16 protein-coding genes are annotated in these 16,824 nt (G+C 72.5%); 8 read left to right on the top strand and 8 right to left on the bottom strand.

Translation table 11 applies throughout. The features are described from left to right. Positions 1-15: 15 nt before the first annotated feature. A complete protein-coding gene (locus tag AB0N81_RS25170) occupies positions 16-864 on the bottom strand; it encodes an ABC transporter permease (RefSeq protein ID WP_365361999.1) in 849 nt (282 codons plus the stop codon). Continuing rightward, entirely contained in the window at positions 861-1,919 is a 1,059-nt protein-coding gene (locus AB0N81_RS25175; protein WP_365362001.1) for an ATP-binding cassette domain-containing protein, read from the bottom strand. Before AB0N81_RS25175 ends, AB0N81_RS25170 begins: the two co-directional genes overlap by 4 nt. A gap of 302 nt (positions 1,920-2,221) precedes the next feature. Between AB0N81_RS25175 and AB0N81_RS25180 the strand changes: the two genes are divergently transcribed. Then, complete coding sequence (locus tag AB0N81_RS25180) at positions 2,222-2,572, top strand: SH3 domain-containing protein (protein WP_365362003.1); 351 nt, start codon at positions 2,222-2,224, stop codon at positions 2,570-2,572. A gap of 56 nt (positions 2,573-2,628) precedes the next feature. After that, positions 2,629-3,024, top strand: a complete 396-nt coding sequence (locus AB0N81_RS25185; protein WP_365362005.1) for a hypothetical protein — start codon at positions 2,629-2,631, stop codon at positions 3,022-3,024. Here AB0N81_RS25185 and AB0N81_RS25190 read toward each other — a convergent pair. Then, entirely contained in the window at positions 3,009-4,430 is a 1,422-nt protein-coding gene (locus AB0N81_RS25190) for an MFS transporter (RefSeq protein WP_365362078.1), read from the bottom strand. The two genes, AB0N81_RS25185 and AB0N81_RS25190, sit on opposite strands and share 16 nt — an antisense overlap. A gap of 83 nt (positions 4,431-4,513) precedes the next feature. Then, a complete protein-coding gene (locus tag AB0N81_RS25195) occupies positions 4,514-5,797 on the bottom strand; it encodes an SGNH/GDSL hydrolase family protein (RefSeq protein WP_365362007.1) in 1,284 nt (427 codons plus the stop codon). Between the two features lie 154 nt (positions 5,798-5,951). Here AB0N81_RS25195 and AB0N81_RS25200 point away from each other — a divergent pair, with 154 nt between their 5' ends. Further along, positions 5,952-6,860: a LysR substrate-binding domain-containing protein gene (locus AB0N81_RS25200; protein WP_365362010.1), complete on the top strand. Its 909-nt coding sequence runs from the start codon at positions 5,952-5,954 to the stop codon at positions 6,858-6,860. Positions 6,861-6,875: 15 nt separating this feature from the next. Here the strand turns inward: AB0N81_RS25200 and AB0N81_RS25205 are convergent, their stop codons facing one another. Then, complete coding sequence (locus AB0N81_RS25205; protein ID WP_365362080.1) at positions 6,876-7,232, bottom strand: hypothetical protein; 357 nt, start codon at positions 7,230-7,232, stop codon at positions 6,876-6,878. Between the two features lie 273 nt (positions 7,233-7,505). On the opposite strand from AB0N81_RS25205, the gene AB0N81_RS25210 reads away from it, so the two are divergent. Further along, entirely contained in the window at positions 7,506-8,354 is an 849-nt protein-coding gene (locus AB0N81_RS25210; RefSeq protein WP_365362012.1) for a helix-turn-helix transcriptional regulator, read from the top strand. Next, on the top strand, positions 8,314-8,610 hold the full coding sequence (locus AB0N81_RS25215; protein WP_365362014.1) for a DUF397 domain-containing protein: 297 nt from the start codon (positions 8,314-8,316) through the stop codon (positions 8,608-8,610). Before AB0N81_RS25210 ends, AB0N81_RS25215 begins: the two co-directional genes overlap by 41 nt. On the opposite strand, the gene AB0N81_RS25220 is transcribed toward AB0N81_RS25215, so the two are convergent. The 3 genes from AB0N81_RS25220 to AB0N81_RS25230 all read right to left on the bottom strand — a co-directional run bounded on the left by AB0N81_RS25220 (position 8,579) and on the right by AB0N81_RS25230 (position 13,994). Then, a complete protein-coding gene (locus AB0N81_RS25220; RefSeq protein ID WP_365362016.1) occupies positions 8,579-9,562 on the bottom strand; it encodes an SGNH/GDSL hydrolase family protein in 984 nt (327 codons plus the stop codon). The two genes, AB0N81_RS25215 and AB0N81_RS25220, sit on opposite strands and share 32 nt — an antisense overlap. A gap of 163 nt (positions 9,563-9,725) precedes the next feature. Continuing rightward, a complete protein-coding gene (locus AB0N81_RS25225) occupies positions 9,726-10,091 on the bottom strand; it encodes a PH domain-containing protein (protein WP_365362018.1) in 366 nt (121 codons plus the stop codon). A 222-nt stretch (positions 10,092-10,313) separates the two neighbouring features. After that, positions 10,314-13,994, bottom strand: coding sequence for a BTAD domain-containing putative transcriptional regulator (locus AB0N81_RS25230; RefSeq protein ID WP_365362021.1), 3,681 nt, complete (start codon positions 13,992-13,994; stop codon positions 10,314-10,316). 633 nt (positions 13,995-14,627) lie between these two features. Here AB0N81_RS25230 and AB0N81_RS25235 point away from each other — a divergent pair. The 3 genes from AB0N81_RS25235 (at position 14,628) to AB0N81_RS25245 (ending at position 16,819) form a co-directional block, all read left to right on the top strand. Next, positions 14,628-15,194 (top strand): SDR family NAD(P)-dependent oxidoreductase, encoded by a 567-nt coding sequence (locus AB0N81_RS25235; RefSeq protein WP_365362023.1) that lies wholly within the window; start codon positions 14,628-14,630, stop codon positions 15,192-15,194. Between the two features lie 11 nt (positions 15,195-15,205). Continuing rightward, positions 15,206-16,489 (top strand): MFS transporter, encoded by a 1,284-nt coding sequence (locus tag AB0N81_RS25240; protein ID WP_365362025.1) that lies wholly within the window; start codon positions 15,206-15,208, stop codon positions 16,487-16,489. A gap of 114 nt (positions 16,490-16,603) precedes the next feature. Further along, positions 16,604-16,819 carry a hypothetical protein gene (locus tag AB0N81_RS25245; RefSeq protein ID WP_365362027.1) on the top strand — a complete coding sequence of 72 codons (216 nt, stop codon included), beginning with the start codon at positions 16,604-16,606 and terminating at the stop codon, positions 16,817-16,819. Positions 16,820-16,824: the final 5 nt, after the last annotated feature.

Here is a 16,824-nt window from a genome sequence, read left to right on the forward strand (position 1 = left end):
ATGGGCCAACAGGGCCTACTTACGGTTGTACAGACGCATCGTCACCGGACCGAAGACGGCCACCAGGAGCAGCGCCCAGCCGAGCGTCCACGCCAGCTCCGTCGTCGGCGACGTGCCGTCCATCAGGGCGCGGACCGCCGACGAGCAGTGGGTGATGGGGTTGTTGTTGACGAAGGCCTGCAACCAGCCCGGCATCGTCTCCGGCTTCACGAAGATGTCGCTGAGGAAGGTCAGCGGGAAGATCACCATCATGCTGACGCCCATCACCGACTTCTCCGTGCGCAGCAGCAGCCCGAACATCGTCCAGATCCAGGAGAAGGCGAAGGAGAAGACGAGCAGGACGGCGATCCCGGCCACGACGCCGACGAAGCCGCCGTCCGGGCGGTATCCCATGACGAGGCCGACGGTCAGGATGACGACCGACGCGATGGCGTAGCGGAGCGCGTCGCCCAGCAGGTAGCCGACCATCACCGAGGGCCGCCAGATCGGCAGCGTGCGGAAGCGGTCGAAGACGCCCTTCTCGATGTCGGTGTTGACCGAGACGCCCGTGTACATCGTGATCATGACGACGGACATCACGAGGATGCCCGGCAGCAGGTACTGGATGTACTCGCTCGGCGATCCGGCCAGCGCCCCTCCGAAGAGGTACGTGTACATCAGCACCATCATGATCGGGAACGCCGTGACGTCGAAGAGCTGCTCCGGCACGTGCTTGATCTTCAGGATGGCGCGCCAGCCGAAGGTGAGGCAGGCGGAGAGCGCGGTCGGCCGGGGCGGACGCCCGGTGGCGATCAGGAGCTCGGCGAGGGACTCGGTCCTGACGGGCGCGAGATCCTGGCTCTCGGTGGTGGCGGCGGTGCTCATGCCGTGGCCTCTTCCTTCAGCTCGGTCGAACCGGACCCGGCGTCCGTGCCGGTCAGGGCGAGGAACACCTCGTCCAGGCTGGGCTGGCCCAGCGAGAAGTTGTCGACGGTGATGCCGGCGCGGGCCAGCTCGGCGAGCGCCCGCGAGGCCTGTTCGGCCGCGCCGCTGTTGTCGCCGCCGCCGTTGCCGCTCCCGCTCCCGTTGCCGCTCCCGTCGCCGCTCCCGGCGTGCTCGCCGTGCGTGCCGACCCGGGCCGTCAGGGCCACCGGATCGGGCTCCAGCTGCACCTGTGCGTCGAGCACCGCGCCGAGCAGCAGGGCCGCCTCGTCGCGCCGCGCGGCCTCCCGCAGCCGCACATGCACCGAGCCCGCGCCGACCGACGCCTTGAGCTCGCCCTTGGTGCCCTCCGCGATCACCTTGCCCTTGTCGATGACGGCGATACGGGACGCCAACTGGTCGGCCTCGTCGAGGTACTGGGTGGTGAGCAGGACCGTCGTGCCGTGGCCGACGACGGCCCGCACGATGTCCCAGACCTGGTTGCGGCTGCGGGGGTCGAGGCCCGTCGTCGGCTCGTCGAGGAAGAGCAGGTCCGGCGTGTTCAGGATGGACGCGGCGATGTCGATGCGGCGCCGCATGCCGCCGGAGTAGTGCTTCACCTGCCGGGCCGCCGCGTCCGTCAGGCCGAACGCCTCCAGCAGCTGTCCGGCGCGGTTCCGCGCCGCCTTCTTGGCGTGCCCGGTGAGGCGGCCGAGCAGGATCAGGTTCTCCATGCCGGTCAGGTCCTCGTCGACCGACGCGTACTGCCCGGTGAGGCTGACCCGGCTGCGTACGGCGTCCGCCTCGCGCACCACGTCGTGGCCGAAGACGTGCGCCTCGCCGCCGTCGGGGCGCAGCAGGGTGGCGAGCATCTTGACCGCCGTGGTCTTGCCCGCGCCGTTGGGCCCGAGCACGCCGTAGACCGTGCCGGCCGGGACGGTGAGGTCGATGCCGTCGACCGCGCGGTTGTCGCCGAAGGTCTTGACCAGACCCGCGGTCTCGATGGCCATGCCGCTCATGTCCGCCCGCCTTCTCACATGGGATTCCGCGAAGGAGCCGCGTAGGAGTGTCGTCGGAAGGGCAGACCGGGCCCACCCCGGAAACTCATCGGTCTCCGGGCCAGGACCGTCTCGGGTGGAGCGCTGGGCCGAACGGGTGTTACCTGGATGAGGGGGCGAGGAGGCTGATCATGCGAATCGCTCTGGGCCTGGGGGCGGCCTGCGCGGCGGCCGTGCTGACCGCGGGAACCGCCGCCACCGCCACAGCCACTACGTCCGTAAGTCCCGCATCCGTAAGTCCCGCATCCGTAAGTTCCGCATCCGTGAGTTCCGCATCCGTGAGTCCCGCCCACAACGACGACAGCGTCATCTGGGGCACCGTGGTCTCCGGCCCCGACCTGAAGGTCAGGGACGAGCCGAGCACCCGCGGCACGATTCTCGCCAAGCTGCCGCCCGGCAGTGAGGACCGCGTCAAATGCTCCGTCCGGGGCACCACCGTCCACGGCGACCCGCACTGGTACTGGCTGGAGGGCGTCCGCGGCTGGGTGAGCGCGGTGTACGTCGACACGGACGGCCGCCACGTGCCGAGCTGCCCGTCGTCCAAGGACCCGTGCCCCAAGTGGCGCGACCACCAGGACTGCGACCACCCGTGCACGTACCGCGACCACCACTGATGTGCGTGTACCGCGACCACCACTGACGTACGGCCGCCCCCGAGAAGGGAACCGTCATGGCACATGCCGCACCCGTCTACACCCCGCCCGGCACACGGGCGACCGCGACCCCCGCCGCCCGCTGGGCGGGCCTCGCCCTCCTGATGGGCGTCGCCTACGGCCTCTGGGCCTGCGCGATCCGGCGTGACGGCGGCCCGATCACCACGGGCAACGTCCTGTTCGGCGTGGTCACCGGCGTCGTCTTCATCGCCCTCATGATCGCCCTGCACCGGGTGGCGCCGTCGTTGCCGCGCGAACTGCGCGCCCTGTCCTGGGCGGCGTTCGCGGGCGTCGCCTTCGGTTACCTCTACAGCCTGGCCGGTTCCAGCGTGCTGCGGTCCACGGTCATGGCGCTCGTGGTCGCGGCGGGAGTCTTCGCGGTCACGTTCTACCGCTACTACACGACCGAGTGAGCGCGCCCCGCCCGGTGTCCTTGCCCTGCCGCGCGCCTCAGCCGGTACGCGGCGAGCAGTGAACCGGCGAGTACGAGCAGGGAGTTGACGAGGACGGCACCCGTCACGCCGGAAAGCACGGCGTCGGGCGCCGTCTCCGTTCCTGTCCCCGTGCCCGTCCGGGTCGCCACGATCGCGCTCATCACCGGAATGCCGAGGGTGATGCCGACCTGCTGGGTCATCGTGGCGAGCCCGGTCGCCAGCCCCTGTTCGGAGTCGGCGACACCCGACGTGGCGGTCACCATGAAGCCGACGATGAGCAGCATGTTGCCGGCCCCGCCGACGAACGTGGCGGCCAGCAGCAGGTACAGCCAGCCGCCCGACGTCCCCAGCGCGACCAGGGACAGGGTGGCCCCGGCCTGCACCACACCACCCCCGAGGATCGCCGCCCGGCTCCCGAACCGGCTCACCGCCCGCCCGCCGAGCACGCCCCCGGCCACCGTGCCGACGCCGAGGACGCCGAAGGCGAGGCCCGTGGCCAGCGCTGAGTAGCCGAGCACTTCCTGGAGGTAGAGGGTCAGGAGGAAGACGAGCGAGGTCTCCGTGGCGAAGGCGATCAGGCCCGCCGTATTGCCCCAGACGACGGTGGGGCGCCGCATGATGCGGACGGGGACGAGCGGCGCCGGGGACCGCCGCTCCACGTACCAGAAGGCGACGAGCAGGGCCGCGCCCACGAGCAGCGAGGTGAGCGCGAGGGGCTCGCCCCAGCCGCTCTCGCCCGCCCGCGCCAGGCCGTGGACGAGCGCGAGCAGCCCACCGGTGACGGTGACAGCCCCCGGCAGGTCCAGCCGGTGTCTGCAGACGATGCGCGACTCGGTGAGGAGGGAAGGGGCGAGGGCGACGACGGCCGCCGCGACCGGCACGTTGATGAAGAACGCCCAGCGCCAGGAGAGCAGTTCGGTGAGGAGCCCGCCGAGGACGGCGCCGGTGGTGAAGCCCGCCGACATCAGCGCTCCGTTGAGGCCGAGCGCCCGGTCCCGCAGCGGCCCTTCACGGAACGCCGTGGTGAGCAGGGAGAGGCCGGCCGGGGTGACCGCGGCGGTGGCGACGCCTTGCAGCACCCGGGCGGTGAGCAGCACCTCCGGGGTGGTGGCGAGCCCGCCGAGGGCCGAGGAGAGCCCGAGGAGCGCCATGCCCCCGATGAACAGCCGCTTCCGCCCGAACAGGTCGGCGATGCGGCCGAGGAGGAGCGTGAAGCCGGCCGCGGCGAGGGCGAAGGCGGTGGCGATCCACTGGAGGTGGGCGAGGGAGAAGCCGAGCCCGTCGCCGACGACGGGCAGGGCGACGTTCAGGATGGAGAAGTCCACGGCGATCATGAACTGCGAGCCGAGGAGCAGGGTGAGGACGAGCTTCTGGCGCCCGGTCATGCGGGTCGCGTTGCCGCTGCCCGGCCGCGCGGGCCCGGCCGTCTCGACGGCGTCGACGGCGTCGACGGCGTTGACGGTGCTCATCACAGCGTCTTGAGGTCCACCGCGCGGGCCATCGCCCGGTAGCCGGCGTCGTTGGGGTGGAGGTGGTCGCCGCTGTCGTACGCGGGGGCGATCCGCTCCGGGTCCTTCGGGTCGGCGAGGGCCTTGTCGAAGTCGACGTACGCGTCGTACTCGCCGGACGTCCGCACCCAGTCGTTGAACTCGTCGCTCACGGCGGCCGCGTGCTTCCCGTAGTGGTCGGAGCCGCCGAGGGGGAGCAGGGTGGCGCCGACGACCCTGACGCCCTTCGCCCGGGCCTGACGTATCAACTCGCGATGGCCATTGATGAGTTCGCGGGCGGAGACGACGGGGGCGGGCTTGTAGGTGGGCTTGTCGGTCTCGCTGAAGCCGATGTCGTTGAGGCCTTCGAGGACGACGACCGTGCCGACGCCCGGCAGGTCGAGGGCGTCCCGGGCGAAACGGTTGGCGCTCTTCTCGCCGTACCAGGCCGAGTCGTTGAGGACCATGTTGCCGCCGATGCCGGAGTTGAGGACGGGCCTCGGCTTCCCCGCCTTGTCGAGGCGTTCGGCGAGAGCGTCGGACCAGCGGCGGTTCCGGTCGGTGGAGGAGGCGAAGCCGTCGGTGATGGAGTCGCCGAAGAGGACGACACCGTCGCGGGGCTGCCGCTGCCGCGCCTCGTCGGGCGAGCCGTCGACGTCCACGCCCGCGAGGTAGTACCAGGACTCGGTCGACTCGCCGAAGGCGCGGCCCGCGGTGTCGGCGGAGTGGTCGCCGTCCGCCCGGTAGCTGGTCGCGAACGACTGGGCGTGGAAGGTGGCGGGGCCCGTGGTCCCCGCGAGGTGCAGGGTGACGGTGACGGACTCGAAGGCGTCGAGGTCCAACCCGGCGGCGTCACTGGACAGTTGCCCGTACGCGGGTATCGTCACGCCCCGCTTCCCGCCGAAGGTGAGCCGCCGCACCGACCCCTTCTCCACCGCCGCGCCCTTCTCCGCACGGGCGATGGTGGCGCTCTCGATCCGCAGCGGCGAGCTGCCGTACGCGTTGGAGAGCCGGATTCTGGCCCGGTCGCCGCCCTCGGTGACGCGGACGACCTGCCGCAGCGTCTGGCCGTCGAAGCCCGCCTCCGACCAGTTGGGCTTGAAGCCGGTGCTGGGCCGCTGCGGGGCGCTCGCCCAGGCGGCGGTCCAGGAAGGCTTCTCATCGCGGTGGGCGGGGGACGAGGCCTGGGCGCCGGTGACGGCGAGACCCGCGGTCAGGGCGAGTGCGGCGGTGACGGCAAGGGACGTGCGGGTACGCGAAATCATCGAAGTCTCCGGGGAGTTGAGGTGGAAGGCGCCCGTCCGGCGGGTCGCCGTCCTGACTCCTCAAAGATCCGCCGAACGCGATCGACCATCAACGGCGATCTGTGGAACGATCGACACGCGCAGGCTTATCGATGCAGGTCACTGGGGGTATGCGGTGGAGCGGCAAGAGCTGGAGACCTTCTTGACCCTGGCCGAGGAGCTGCATTTCGGCCGCACAGCGGAGCGTCTCCTGCTCTCCCAGGCCCGGGTGAGCCAGACCGTGAAGAAGCTGGAGCGCAAGATCGGCGCCCCGCTCTTCGAACGCACCAGCCGCGTGGTGCGGATGTCCCCGCTGGGCCGTCAGCTGTACGAGGATCTCGCGCCGCTCCACGAACGGATGGAGGCGGCCGTGGCCCGCGCGAAGGACACGGCGCGGGGTGTCGATGGCGAGCTGAACGTCGGCTTCCTCGGCTCGGGCGCGGGCACGCTGACGGGCCCCGTCCTGGCGACGTACCGGGAGCGCTGCCCGAACGTCGAGGTCCGGATGCGGGAGACCCAGTATCAGAACCCCCTGGGTGCGCTGCGCGACGGCGAGATCGACCTGCTCTTCACCTGCCTGCCGGTCAAGGAGCCGGACCTGACGGTCGGCCCCGTCGTCATCAACGAGGCGCGCATGCTGGCGATGCCGCTCGGCCACCCGCTCGCCGGCCGCACCTCGGTCTCCCTGGAGGAGCTGGCGGGCGAGACGTTCTTCGGCGTCGTGAACGGCGCGCCCGCGTACTGGTGGGACTTCCACGTGCCGCCGCGCACGCCGAGCGGCCGCGAGATCCGCCGCGGGCAGGCCGTCGCGTCCTTCCAGGAACTGATGACCCTGGTCGCGACGGGCCAGGGCATCTCCCCGGTCGTCGCCTCCGTCGAGAAGTACTACGCGCGCCCCGACGTCACCTTCGTGCCCCTACGGGACGTGCCGTCCGCGGATGTGGCGCTGATCCACCGGACGGCGGGCGTCAGCGCCCGGACGGAGGCGTTCGTCCGGGCGGTGCGCGACACGGTCGCGGCGAACGGCGGCCCTGCGCCGTTCTGAGGCCGTCAGGGGCCGTCAGGGGCCGGCCACGTCCGAGCGGTCGTTGCACAGCGCCCAGATCACGAAGACGCCGATCGCGATGGAGATGAGCGCCCAGACCGGCGTGTACGGCAGCCACAGGAACTGCGCCACGATGGCCAGCGCCGCGAGTGCGACGCCGCTCGCCTTCGCCCAGCTCGCGCCCTTCAGGATTCCCCAGCCGACGACGGCCACGAGGATGCCGAGGATGAGGTGAATCCAGCCCCACGTGGTGAGGTTGAACTTGTAGACGTAGTCCCCGATGCGTTCGTAGACGTCGTCCTTCGCGATGCCCGCGATGCCCTCGAAGATCCCGAGGATGCCGTTCACCATCATCAGGACCCCGGCGAACATCGTCCCGCCGGACGCCCACGGGGACTCGGTAGTGGCGTGCTTGTGGTGCGGCTCGTGCGGCGCGGCTCCACCGGGGCGGTGGTCGCCGGGTGCGGCGGTGCTGCTCATGGTCCACCCCTATCTTCTGTCGGTTCTGTCGGTTCTGTCGGGGACGGGGTTCACAGCGTGTGACGGCCGCGGTGGGGCGGCGAGCGGGCTGGGGCCGAACGGGTGACGGCACCTGTTCTGTGATTCGTGTCACCCGTGCGCGTACGGATGGCTACGCTGAGCTACATGGTCAAACTGCGCGACCTCGATCCCAGCGCGTCCCCGCTGGACTACTACGGTGCCGAACTGCGCCGCCTGCGCGAGGCGGCGGGCCTCAGTCAGCCGCAGCTGGGCTCCTGTGTCTTCGTCACGGCGTCCCTGATCGGCCAGATCGAGACGACGAGGCGAGTCCCGACGAGGGACTTCTCGGAGCGGGTGGACGCGGCGCTGGGTACGGACGGGCTGTTCTCGCGGCTGGTGGGGCTGGTGCTGCGGAGCCAGTTGCCGACGTGGTTCCAGCCGTATGCGGAGATGGAGGCGCAGGCGAGCTTCATCTCCACGTATCAGTGTCAGTTGGTGTACGGGTTGTTGCAGACGGAGGCGTACGCGCGGGCGCTACTCGGCGTTGATCACCCCGGCAGAGAACCCGAGTTGGTGGCAGCTCGGATGGAGAGGCAGCGCATCCTTGAACGAGGCACCCCGCCAGCCCTGTGGGTGGTGCTCGGTGAGGCGGTCCTGCACCAGGAGGTCGGTGGGCAGGACGTCATGCGCGGCCAACTGGCGCGCCTGCTGGAGTTCCGGGACCACCCGTGGGTTCAGGTGCAGGTATTGCCTTACTCGGTCGGCCAGCACACGGGGATGATGGGTTCTTTCAACCTCCTCCGCTTCGAGGACGACCCGGACCTCTTCTATGCGGAGAGCTACGACACCGGGCACATGACTGCCAACTCACAGGTGATCAGGGAGCGTTCCGTCGGCTACGCTCGCCTGCAGAGCTGCGCTCTTTCGACGGGCGGCTCGGCGGAACTGATCGCTCGCGTGATGGAGGAACGCTATGGACAGCGTGCAGCACCTGAGGGGCGCACAGTGGCGTAAGTCTTCCTACAGCGGGACGAGCGGCGGCGACTGCATCGAGTGCGCCCCCCTCAGCGGCGCCACGTGGTGGAAGTCGACGTACAGCGGCAGCAGCGGCGGCGACTGCATAGAGCTCGCCCAAGCCCAGTGCAACGGCGCCATCGGCGTACGGGACAGCAAGAACCCCAACGGCCCCACCTTCACCGTCACCCACACCGCCTTCACCCACTTCGTCGCCGCCACCGTCAACGGAGATCTGCCGCGACCCGCTCGGTGATCACCGAGGTCAGGCGCCGGATGCCCGGCGAACGTACCGGGCAGGGCCGGGACTTGGCCGTGGTCGGCGCCAGGCAGAAGTGCAGGTAGTCCTTGTCACGGTGGAGAGCCGTGAGCCCCGCACCCGGCTCCGTGCAGTACGCGGAGTGCTCACGCTCGTACGCCGTGCAAGGGAGCTTCTCCACCCACGTGTACCGGTCCGCCGCCGGCGCCACCGCCTTGCCCGCGTCGGCGACGAGGCCACCCGAGGCGCGGGCCTGCGCCTGGTAGATCGCGTTGACGCGCCGCACGCGGTCGGGCGTGATCGGGTCGGGACCCTGGAGGACCCACACAACGCGGGTCCGCCCACCCGCCGCGCCCCGGATCTGTGAGGCGAGGCGCCGCGCGTCCGCCGCGTACCGGTCGAAGTACTTCTCGCGCTGCTTGTCGTACGTGATGCCGTCCATGCACGGCGTGTAGCCCCACGCGTTGCCCCAGAACTGGAGGACTACGTAGTCGGGCCGCTGCGCCCGCACCAGGGCGGCGGCCTTGTCCTTGTCGGGGACGAGGGAGTCCTTGCCCGTGCCGTCGAGGTAGTCGCAGAGGGTCGTACCCGAGTAGGGCGCGCTGCGATACCGCGCACCGAGCCGGTCCTTCAGCTGCGCGCCCAGGACGTCCTGGTTCTCCATGGCGAGGGAGTCGCCGAGATAGAGAACCCTGGGGCCGGGTTTGCCCGGGGAGTCAGGGGAGACAGGGGAGTCCGGGGAGCCGGGGGAGTCCGGCGCGTCCCTGGCGGCACGCTGCCGCGTCGTGGCGGACGGCGGCGCCGACGGCTCGGGAGGCGCCGCGCGACCCGTCGCGTCGGGGAGGTCGGCCGGTGCCGCGTCACCGGACCCGGGGTCCCCGCAGGCGCCGAGCAACAGCACCCCGGCGAGTAACCCCGCGCTCCAAAGTCCGCGCTTCCGCTTGCGCATGCGGCAACTCCCGCCCCAGACAGCCGAAATGGCCACCAGGCAAGCACACGCGGGAGCGGGAGGGAAGGCATCCGCCTGCCAAGTACGGCCCCGGTGCGGCCCGGTCGTCCGGGGCCCGCACCGGGACACGTCACGGCGTGTTCACGGCGTGTTCACGGCACGGTCAGCGGGCCACGAACTGCGTGAGGATCGCCTGCACCTCGTAGATGTCGACGCCCTTCGTGAACGTCTTCTGCATCGGCGTCGGATTGGAGGAGATCCAGATCTTCAGCTCCGCGTCGAGGTCGAAGTGCCCCGCCGTCTCCACCGCGAAGTGCGTGATGCTGCGGTACGGCACCGAGTGGTACTCGACCTTCTTGCCGGTGATCCCCTGCTTGTCGACCATGATCAGCCGACGGTCGGTGAACAGCATGGTGTCGCGTATCAGCGTGTACGCGGCGTGCACCTGCTCCCCGTGGCCGAGCAGTCGCGCGTAGTCGTTCTGCGCCTTCATCGGATCGACGGTGTGCGCGTTTCCGAACAGTGCCATGTGTCAGGCCCCCCACTCAGTGGATCTCCAGCTCCCGCGTCCCGGGTGGAATGCGGAATCTTGACACTGTACGGGGGTGAGTGGGAGGAGTCGAAGGTCTGTGCGACGGGGCGAGGCGGGGACGGGGCGGCGCTCAGGAGTGCGGAAGGCGCTCAGGGGCGCGGAAACTCAGGGGTGCGGAGGGCGATCAGGGGCGCGGAAGCTCAGGGGTGTGGAAGGCGCTCAGGAGTGCGGAAGGCGCTCAGGGGGCAGCTCGGCGCCCCGCGCGAACGCCTCCGCGTAGGCGCTCTCGCCGAGGGCCGCCCGCGCCGCCGCCGTGATCCGGTCGACGTCGCCGCGTTCGGCGGGCGGCAGCGGGGCCCCCACGCTCCTGCGGGCCGCGTCCGCCGCGCCGAGGAGCAGGGCGGCGCGCTCCGCCGCACCGGACACGGCCGCCGCGCCCGCGAGGCCCTCCAGGGAGAGGGCGACGGCGCGCGGCTCGGCCAGTGCGCGGGCGGCCTCGAGCCCGAGGAGATGGTGGGCTTCGGCACCGGGCCCGTCGCCGCGCAGCTCGGCGATGAAGCCCATCTCGGCGTGGTGCAGGTGGTCGCCCGCCGGGGAGGACACGTCGGCGTGCCGGTCGCGGATGCGCAGCAGGTGCGTTTCGGCGGTGGCCAGGTCGCCGGAGCGTCGGGCCCCGAGGGCGAGGCCCATCTCGGCATGGATCTCGCCGTAGCGGTAGCCCTGCCGAGCGGCCAACGCGGCTGCGCCGGCGTGCAGTTCACGGGCCCGCTCCCAGTCGCGGGTGAGCAGGGCGAGACGGCCGAGTCCGGAGAGACGCGCCGCGACCTCGGCGTGGAGCCCGAGCTCGCGGGCGATGGCCAGGCCCTCCTCCTGGCGGCGGCCGGCCTCGTCGTGGTCGCCCCGGATCTCGGCGAGTACGGCGAGGGGCGCGACAGCCTGCAACTCGCCCCACCGGTCGCCGAGTTCGCCGAACCCCTGGGCAGCGCCCCGCCCCGCTCCCTCGACCGTTTCGAGGTCGCCGCGGAGCAGCGCGTGCATCGCGCGCAGGCCGAGCGCGGCAGCCGTGGCCCATCGGTCGCCGGACGCGGCGGCGAGATCGAGTACGCGCGCGTTGACTTCTTCGCTGGCGGCAGGGTCACCCGCGCTGAACAGCCCGTACGCGTAAAGCCAGAGCACGCGTACGCCCGGCGGCCTTCCGTCTCCGGACTCGGCCCCGCGGACGCCGCGGGGGCGCTCACCTGTCAGCAACGCGAAGGCGTCCCGCAGCAGGCGGATCTCGGCCGGGTCGCCCGCCACCGCGTCGAGCGCGGCGGTGAGGGAGCTGAGGGAACGGTGTGCCTCGGACAGGCGGCCGCGCAGCAGCCACCACCAGGCGAGGGCGGCACCGAGCCGCTCCGCCTCGCCGATGCCCTCGCCGATGCCCTGGCCGGTGTCCTCCCCGGTGCCCCGCGCAGAGGCGCTGCGGACCGCCTCGTCCAGCGCCGCGCGAAGATTCGCCGCCTCGGCGTCGAGGAGGGCGAGCCATGTGCGCTGACCGCCGTCGCGGAGGTGCGGTTCGGCCCGTTCGGCGAGGTCGAGATAGTGGCGCAGATGGCGTTCGCGTACGCCGGCGAGGTCCTCCATCTCGCGCAGCCGCTCCATGGCGTACGCGGACACGGACTCCAGGAGCCGGTAGCGCGGGGCCGTCCCGGCGGGGCCGGGCGCCATGACGACCAGCGACCGGTCGACGAGGCGCGTCACGACGTCCACTATCTCGTCCCGCTGCACGCCGTCGCCCGCGCAGACCGCCTCCGCCGCGTCCAGCGTGCAGCCGTCGCGGTGCACGGCCAGGCGGCGCAGCACGATGCGCTCGGGCGCGCTGAGCAGCTCCCAGCTCCAGTCGATCACCGCACGCAGGGTCTGCTGGCGGGCCGGGGCGCCACGCTGCCCCGACGCGAGCAGCCGGAAGCGATCGCCGAGCCGCGCCGCCAACTCCCGTACGCCGAGGGCGCGTACGCGTGTCGCGGCGAGTTCGAGGGCGAGCGGGATGCCGTCCAGGCGACGGCAGATCTCCGCCACGGCGGCCTCGTCGTCACCGCCCGCGGCCAGCGAGAAGCCGGGAGCCGCGGCGGCGGCGCGGGCCGCGAACAGCCGGACGGCGTCCGGGGCGGGGAGCGGCTCCACGAGGAACACGGTCTCGCCCGTCAGCCCCAGCGGTTCCTGGCCGGTGGCCAGGACACGCAGGCCGGGCGCCGCGCGCAGCAGGGCGTCCGTGAGCGCGGCGGCGGCCTCGACGACGTGCTCGCAGTTGTCGAGGACGAGCAGCGTACGGCGGCCACGCAGGGCGGCGGCCAGTCGGTCGACGGGGCGCCCGGCCCAGGGGCCCGCGGTGGGGGTTCCTGGGGGTGTGTCGTCGCGGGGTGTGGGGGGCGTGAGGGGTGCGGTGGGTCCGGGGGGCGTAGGGGGCGTGGTGACGGTGTGTGCCGTGGTGGGTGTTGCCGGGGGTTCGTCGTCGCGGGGCGCGGGGGTTGTGGTGGCGGTGTGTCCCGTGGCGGGTGTCGTCGGGGGTGTGTTGTCGCGGGGCGCGGGGGGCGTGGTGACGGTGTGTCCCGTGGTGGGGGTTCCCGGGGGTGTGGCGTCGGGGGGCGCGGGCGCGGTGACGGTGTGTGCCGTGGCGGGTGTTCCCGGGGGTGTGTCGTCGCGGAGCCCGAGGGCCGTGGAGACGGCTACGGCGAGACCGGCGAGGCTACTGCCGCCGGGCAGGGCGGCGAGCTCGACGAGCCGGACGTCCACGGGGGCCTCGGCGGCCCGTTCCCCGCCCCGTTCCCTGCCCTCTGCTCGGCCCCCTTGTTCGTTCCTGTTCTCGTTCCCGTCCCTTCCCCCGTTCCTGTCTCCGTCCGCCTGCCGGGCCGCGGCCTCCAACGCGAGGCGCGTCTTCCCCACGCCACCGGGCCCGGTGAGCGTCACCAGCCGCCCCTCGGCGAGGAGTTCGCCTATGTCCCGTACCGCCTGCTCCCGCCCGACGAGGGTGGTGAGGGGGGTGGGGAGCGGAGGCGGACCCGACGCCAGGTCCAGGCCCGGGTTCGGGCCGACACCGGCGTCCCGGGCGGGGCTCAGGTCGGGGCCCGCGACCGGGGCCGGTGCTGGGGCCGAGGTCTGGGCCCGGGCCTCGGCGCGGGGGCTCAGGGAGGGGTCCTGGCGCAGGATCGCCTCGTGCAGGGCCACCAGCTCCGGCCCGGGATCGAGACCCAGCTCCTCCGACAGCTGTTCGCGCAGCGCCGCGTACGACGCGAGGGCCTCACTCTGGCGCCCCGCCAGATATAGCGCGCGCAACTGCACGGCGCGGAGCCGCTCCCGCAGGGGGTGCCGTGCGACCAGGCCCGCCAACTCGCCCGTGAGCAACGTGTGGTCGCCCGCCGCGAGGCGCGCCTCCGCCTGCTCCTCCACCACGGCGAGGCGCTGCTCAGCGAGCCGGTCGGCTGTCGGGCGTACGAAGGACTCGTCGGCGAGGTCGGCGTAGGCGGGGCCGCGCCACAACTCCAGTGCCTGGGTGAGGAGGTGGGCCCGCGCCCGAGGGTCCGGGACACCGCGGGCCTGCACGACCAGGGCACGGAACCGGTCCGCGTCCACCTCGTCGCCGGCCGCCGGGTCGACGTGGAGGCGGTAGCCGGGGGCCTGGTGCACCACACGGTCACGTCCGAGGGCGCGGCGTAGATGGGAGACCTTGGCCTGGAGGGCGTTGGCCGGGTTGGCGGGCGGCGCGTCGCCCCACAGGTCGTCGATGAGCCGGTCGGCGGAGACCGGCCGCCCCTCGTGCACCAGAAGGTCGGCGAGGAGCGCTCTGACCTTCGCCTCGGGAACCTTGACCGGTTCCCCCTCGCCGTCCCACACCGTCAGTGGACCGAGCACCCCGAACCGCATGCGGATCACCGTACACAGCGGTCCCGCGCCACACCCCGGCCACCTCCCAACAGCACCCGTCCCGCACCCCGACAGCACCCGTCCCGCACCCCGGCCGCCTCCCGGGAGCACCCGCGCAGAACCCCGGTCTCACCCGTGCCGCATCCCGGCCGCATCCCGGCCGCCTCCCGGCAGCACCCCGGTCGCACCCGCGCCGCATCCCGGCGGCACTCGGCGGCACTCGGCCGCACTCGGCCGCACTCGGCGGCACCCGGCCGCGTCCTGGCCGCATCCCGGTCGTACCCGTGCCGCCTCCCGGCAGCACCCGCGCCGCCTCCCGGCAGAACCCCGGTCGCACCCGCGCCGCATCGCGGCGGCACCCGGCCGCGTCCTGGCCGCACCCGGCGGCACTCGGCAGCACCCGGCCGCGTCCCGGCCGCACCCGGCGGCACCCGGCGGCACTCGGCCGCGTCCTGGCCGCATCCCGGCCGCATCCCGGCCGCATCCGTGCCGCATCCCGGCCGTACCCGCGCCGCCTCCCGGCCGCACCATCAACCAACCATCAGCCAACCGTCAGCCAACCGTCAGCTGTCCCGAAGCCGTCGCGAGCAGAGTCGTCCCCGTCAGCAACCACCCGAGACGGAGGAGGGGCACATGCCCAAGTACGCGGGCAGGAAAGCCGTGGTTGTCGGCGGGGCCACGGGGCTCGGCCTCGCCATCGCCAAGCGGCTCGTGGAAGGAGGCGCCGAGGTCCTGGTGACCGGCGGCCCCGGGGCGGACCTCGACGCGGCCGCCTTCGAGGTGGGCTCCTGCGCCCACGTCATCCGCTGCGACCCCGCGGACCCCGCGGCCGTCGAGGCGCTGGCCCCCGCGATCGGGTCGCGACTCGGCCGCGTGGATCTCCTCTTCGTCCACGCCGACGACGGCTCACCCACGCCACCCGCCCCCGGGCTGCCGCGGCTCCTGAGACTCCGGAGGCTCCTGAGTGAGGACGCCTCGGTCGTCCTCACCGGCCCCGCGGCCGACGACCCGAACGCCAGTTCCATCGCTCCGGTGGTCCGTTGTCGAGGCCCCGCCGATGAGACGGCCGACGCCGCGCTCCGCCTGGCGGCGCTGGCCTCTCATACCCCGCATACCTCTCGTACGCCGCACACCTCCCGTACCCCGCAAGCCCTTCCCGACCACCCGCAAGCGCCTCGTAACCCCGCGACATACCGATAGGACAGTCCGAGATGCCCACCCTGCGCACCACCCCAGATGCCACTACAGACGCCCCCACAGAAGCCTCCACAGAAGCCCCCACGGCCACCCCCACAAAAGCCCCCCGCCCCCAACACCGTGAGCGCCCCGAGGAACCCGCTCAGAAACTCCCCCTCCTCGCGCTCCTCGCCCTGGCCACCGCCGTCTTCATCACCAGCCTCACCGAGACGCTGCCCGCGGGGCTGCTGCCCGCGATGAGCGCCGACCTCGGCGTCAGCGAGTCGGCGACCGGGCAGACCGTCACCGTCTACGCCATCGGCACCGCGCTCACGGCGATACCGCTGACCGCCGCCACCGCGGGCTGGCGGCGCAAGCGGCTGCTGCTGGCCGCGATGGCCGGCTTCGCCGCCGCCAACACCGTCACCGCCGTCTCCGAGAACTACACCCTGACCATGACAGCCCGTTTCGTCGCCGGTGTCGCCGCGGGGCTCGCCTGGGCGCTGCTCGCCGGGTACGCGCGCCGCATGGCGCCCGCCCACCTCCAGGGCAAGGCGATCGCCATCGCCATGGCGGGCATCCCGGTCGCCCTGTCGCTCGGCGTCCCCGCCGGCACGTTCCTCGGCAAGGTGATGGGCTGGCAGGTGGCGTTCCTGGCCATGACCGGCCTCACCGTGGGCCTGCTCGCCTGGATCGCCGCGCTCGTCCCCGACCACCCCGGTCAGGAGCCCGGCGGCGCGAAGACACCGATGCTGCGCACCCTGCGCGTGCCGGGCGTGACGCCGGTCCTCTTCGTCACCCTGGTCTTCGTCCTGGCGCACACCGTCCTCTACACGTACATCGCCGCGTTCCTCGACGAACTCGGCATGGGCGGCTCGACCGACCTCGTCCTGCTCGTCTTCGGCGCGGCGTCCCTGGCCGGCATCTGGGTCGTGGGCGCGCTGATCCACCGCAGGCTGCGCGCGCTGACGCTCGCGAGCGTGCTCCTGGTCGGCGTCGCGGCGGCCCTGCTGGCCGTCTTCTCGGACACCCCGGCACTCGTGTACGCCGCCGTGACGCTGTGGGGCCTCGGCTGGGGCGGCGCCCCCACGCTCCTCCAGACCGCCGCGGGCGACGCGGGCGGCGACGCGGCGGACGCGGCCCAGGCCATGCTCGTCACCCTGTGGAACGTCGCCATGGCGGGCGGCGGCGTCTTCGGAGGCATCCTGCTCGGCCTCGTCGGCACGGCGTCCTTCCCCTGGACGATCCTGCTGCTCCTGGTACCGGTGCTGCTGGTGGTGACCGTGTCGCGCAGGCACGGGTTCCCGGCCCGGGCCTGACACGCCTGACGCACCGCACGCTCCGCACGCGCCTGACGCACCGCACACGCCTGACGCACCGCCCGCGCAGGGGGTCTGAGAAAATCGTCCTCCGTACGAGTGAGGGGGAAGCCGATGATGATCGTGCTGCTCTGCATAGCGGTGCTGATCGCGGCGGCGGGCCTGGGGGCGGTCGTCTGGGCGGCACGGGGCGGCCCGCGCTGGGTCAGGGGCGTGGCGAAGGCGACAGTCGTCTCCGCGGAACTGGTCTCATCGGCGGTCAAGAAGAGCGGCCGCGGAAACAGCAACTCGTCCGGCTCGTCCGGCTCGGGCGGCTCGGACGGAGACTGAGAGCG

Origin of the sequence: Streptomyces sp. NPDC093510 (assembly GCF_040683555.1) — a bacterium.
In the GTDB taxonomy this organism is placed as follows: domain Bacteria; phylum Actinomycetota; class Actinomycetes; order Streptomycetales; family Streptomycetaceae; genus Streptomyces.

Excerpts from the sequence above, each read along its gene's own strand:
- AB0N81_RS25170 (WP_365361999.1), bottom strand. The coding sequence starts at position 864 with ATGAGCACCGCCGCCACCACCGAGAGCCAGGATCTCGCGCCCGTCAGG.
- AB0N81_RS25175 (WP_365362001.1), bottom strand. The coding sequence starts at position 1,919 with ATGAGCGGCATGGCCATCGAGACCGCGGGTCTGGTCAAGACCTTCGGC.
- AB0N81_RS25185 (WP_365362005.1), top strand. The coding sequence starts at position 2,629 with ATGGCACATGCCGCACCCGTCTACACCCCGCCCGGCACACGGGCGACC.
- AB0N81_RS25190 (WP_365362078.1), bottom strand. The coding sequence starts at position 4,430 with ATGACCGGGCGCCAGAAGCTCGTCCTCACCCTGCTCCTCGGCTCGCAG.
- AB0N81_RS25195 (WP_365362007.1), bottom strand. The coding sequence starts at position 5,797 with ATGATTTCGCGTACCCGCACGTCCCTTGCCGTCACCGCCGCACTCGCC.
- AB0N81_RS25205 (WP_365362080.1), bottom strand. The coding sequence starts at position 7,232 with ATGTTCGCCGGGGTCCTGATGATGGTGAACGGCATCCTCGGGATCTTC.
- AB0N81_RS25210 (WP_365362012.1), top strand. The coding sequence starts at position 7,506 with ATGGTCAAACTGCGCGACCTCGATCCCAGCGCGTCCCCGCTGGACTAC.
- AB0N81_RS25215 (WP_365362014.1), top strand. The coding sequence starts at position 8,314 with ATGGACAGCGTGCAGCACCTGAGGGGCGCACAGTGGCGTAAGTCTTCC.
- AB0N81_RS25220 (WP_365362016.1), bottom strand. The coding sequence starts at position 9,562 with ATGCGCAAGCGGAAGCGCGGACTTTGGAGCGCGGGGTTACTCGCCGGG.
- AB0N81_RS25225 (WP_365362018.1), bottom strand. The coding sequence starts at position 10,091 with ATGGCACTGTTCGGAAACGCGCACACCGTCGATCCGATGAAGGCGCAG.
- AB0N81_RS25230 (WP_365362021.1), bottom strand. The coding sequence starts at position 13,994 with ATGCGGTTCGGGGTGCTCGGTCCACTGACGGTGTGGGACGGCGAGGGG.
- AB0N81_RS25235 (WP_365362023.1), top strand. The coding sequence starts at position 14,628 with ATGCCCAAGTACGCGGGCAGGAAAGCCGTGGTTGTCGGCGGGGCCACG.
- AB0N81_RS25240 (WP_365362025.1), top strand. The coding sequence starts at position 15,206 with ATGCCCACCCTGCGCACCACCCCAGATGCCACTACAGACGCCCCCACA.
- AB0N81_RS25245 (WP_365362027.1), top strand. The coding sequence starts at position 16,604 with ATGATGATCGTGCTGCTCTGCATAGCGGTGCTGATCGCGGCGGCGGGC.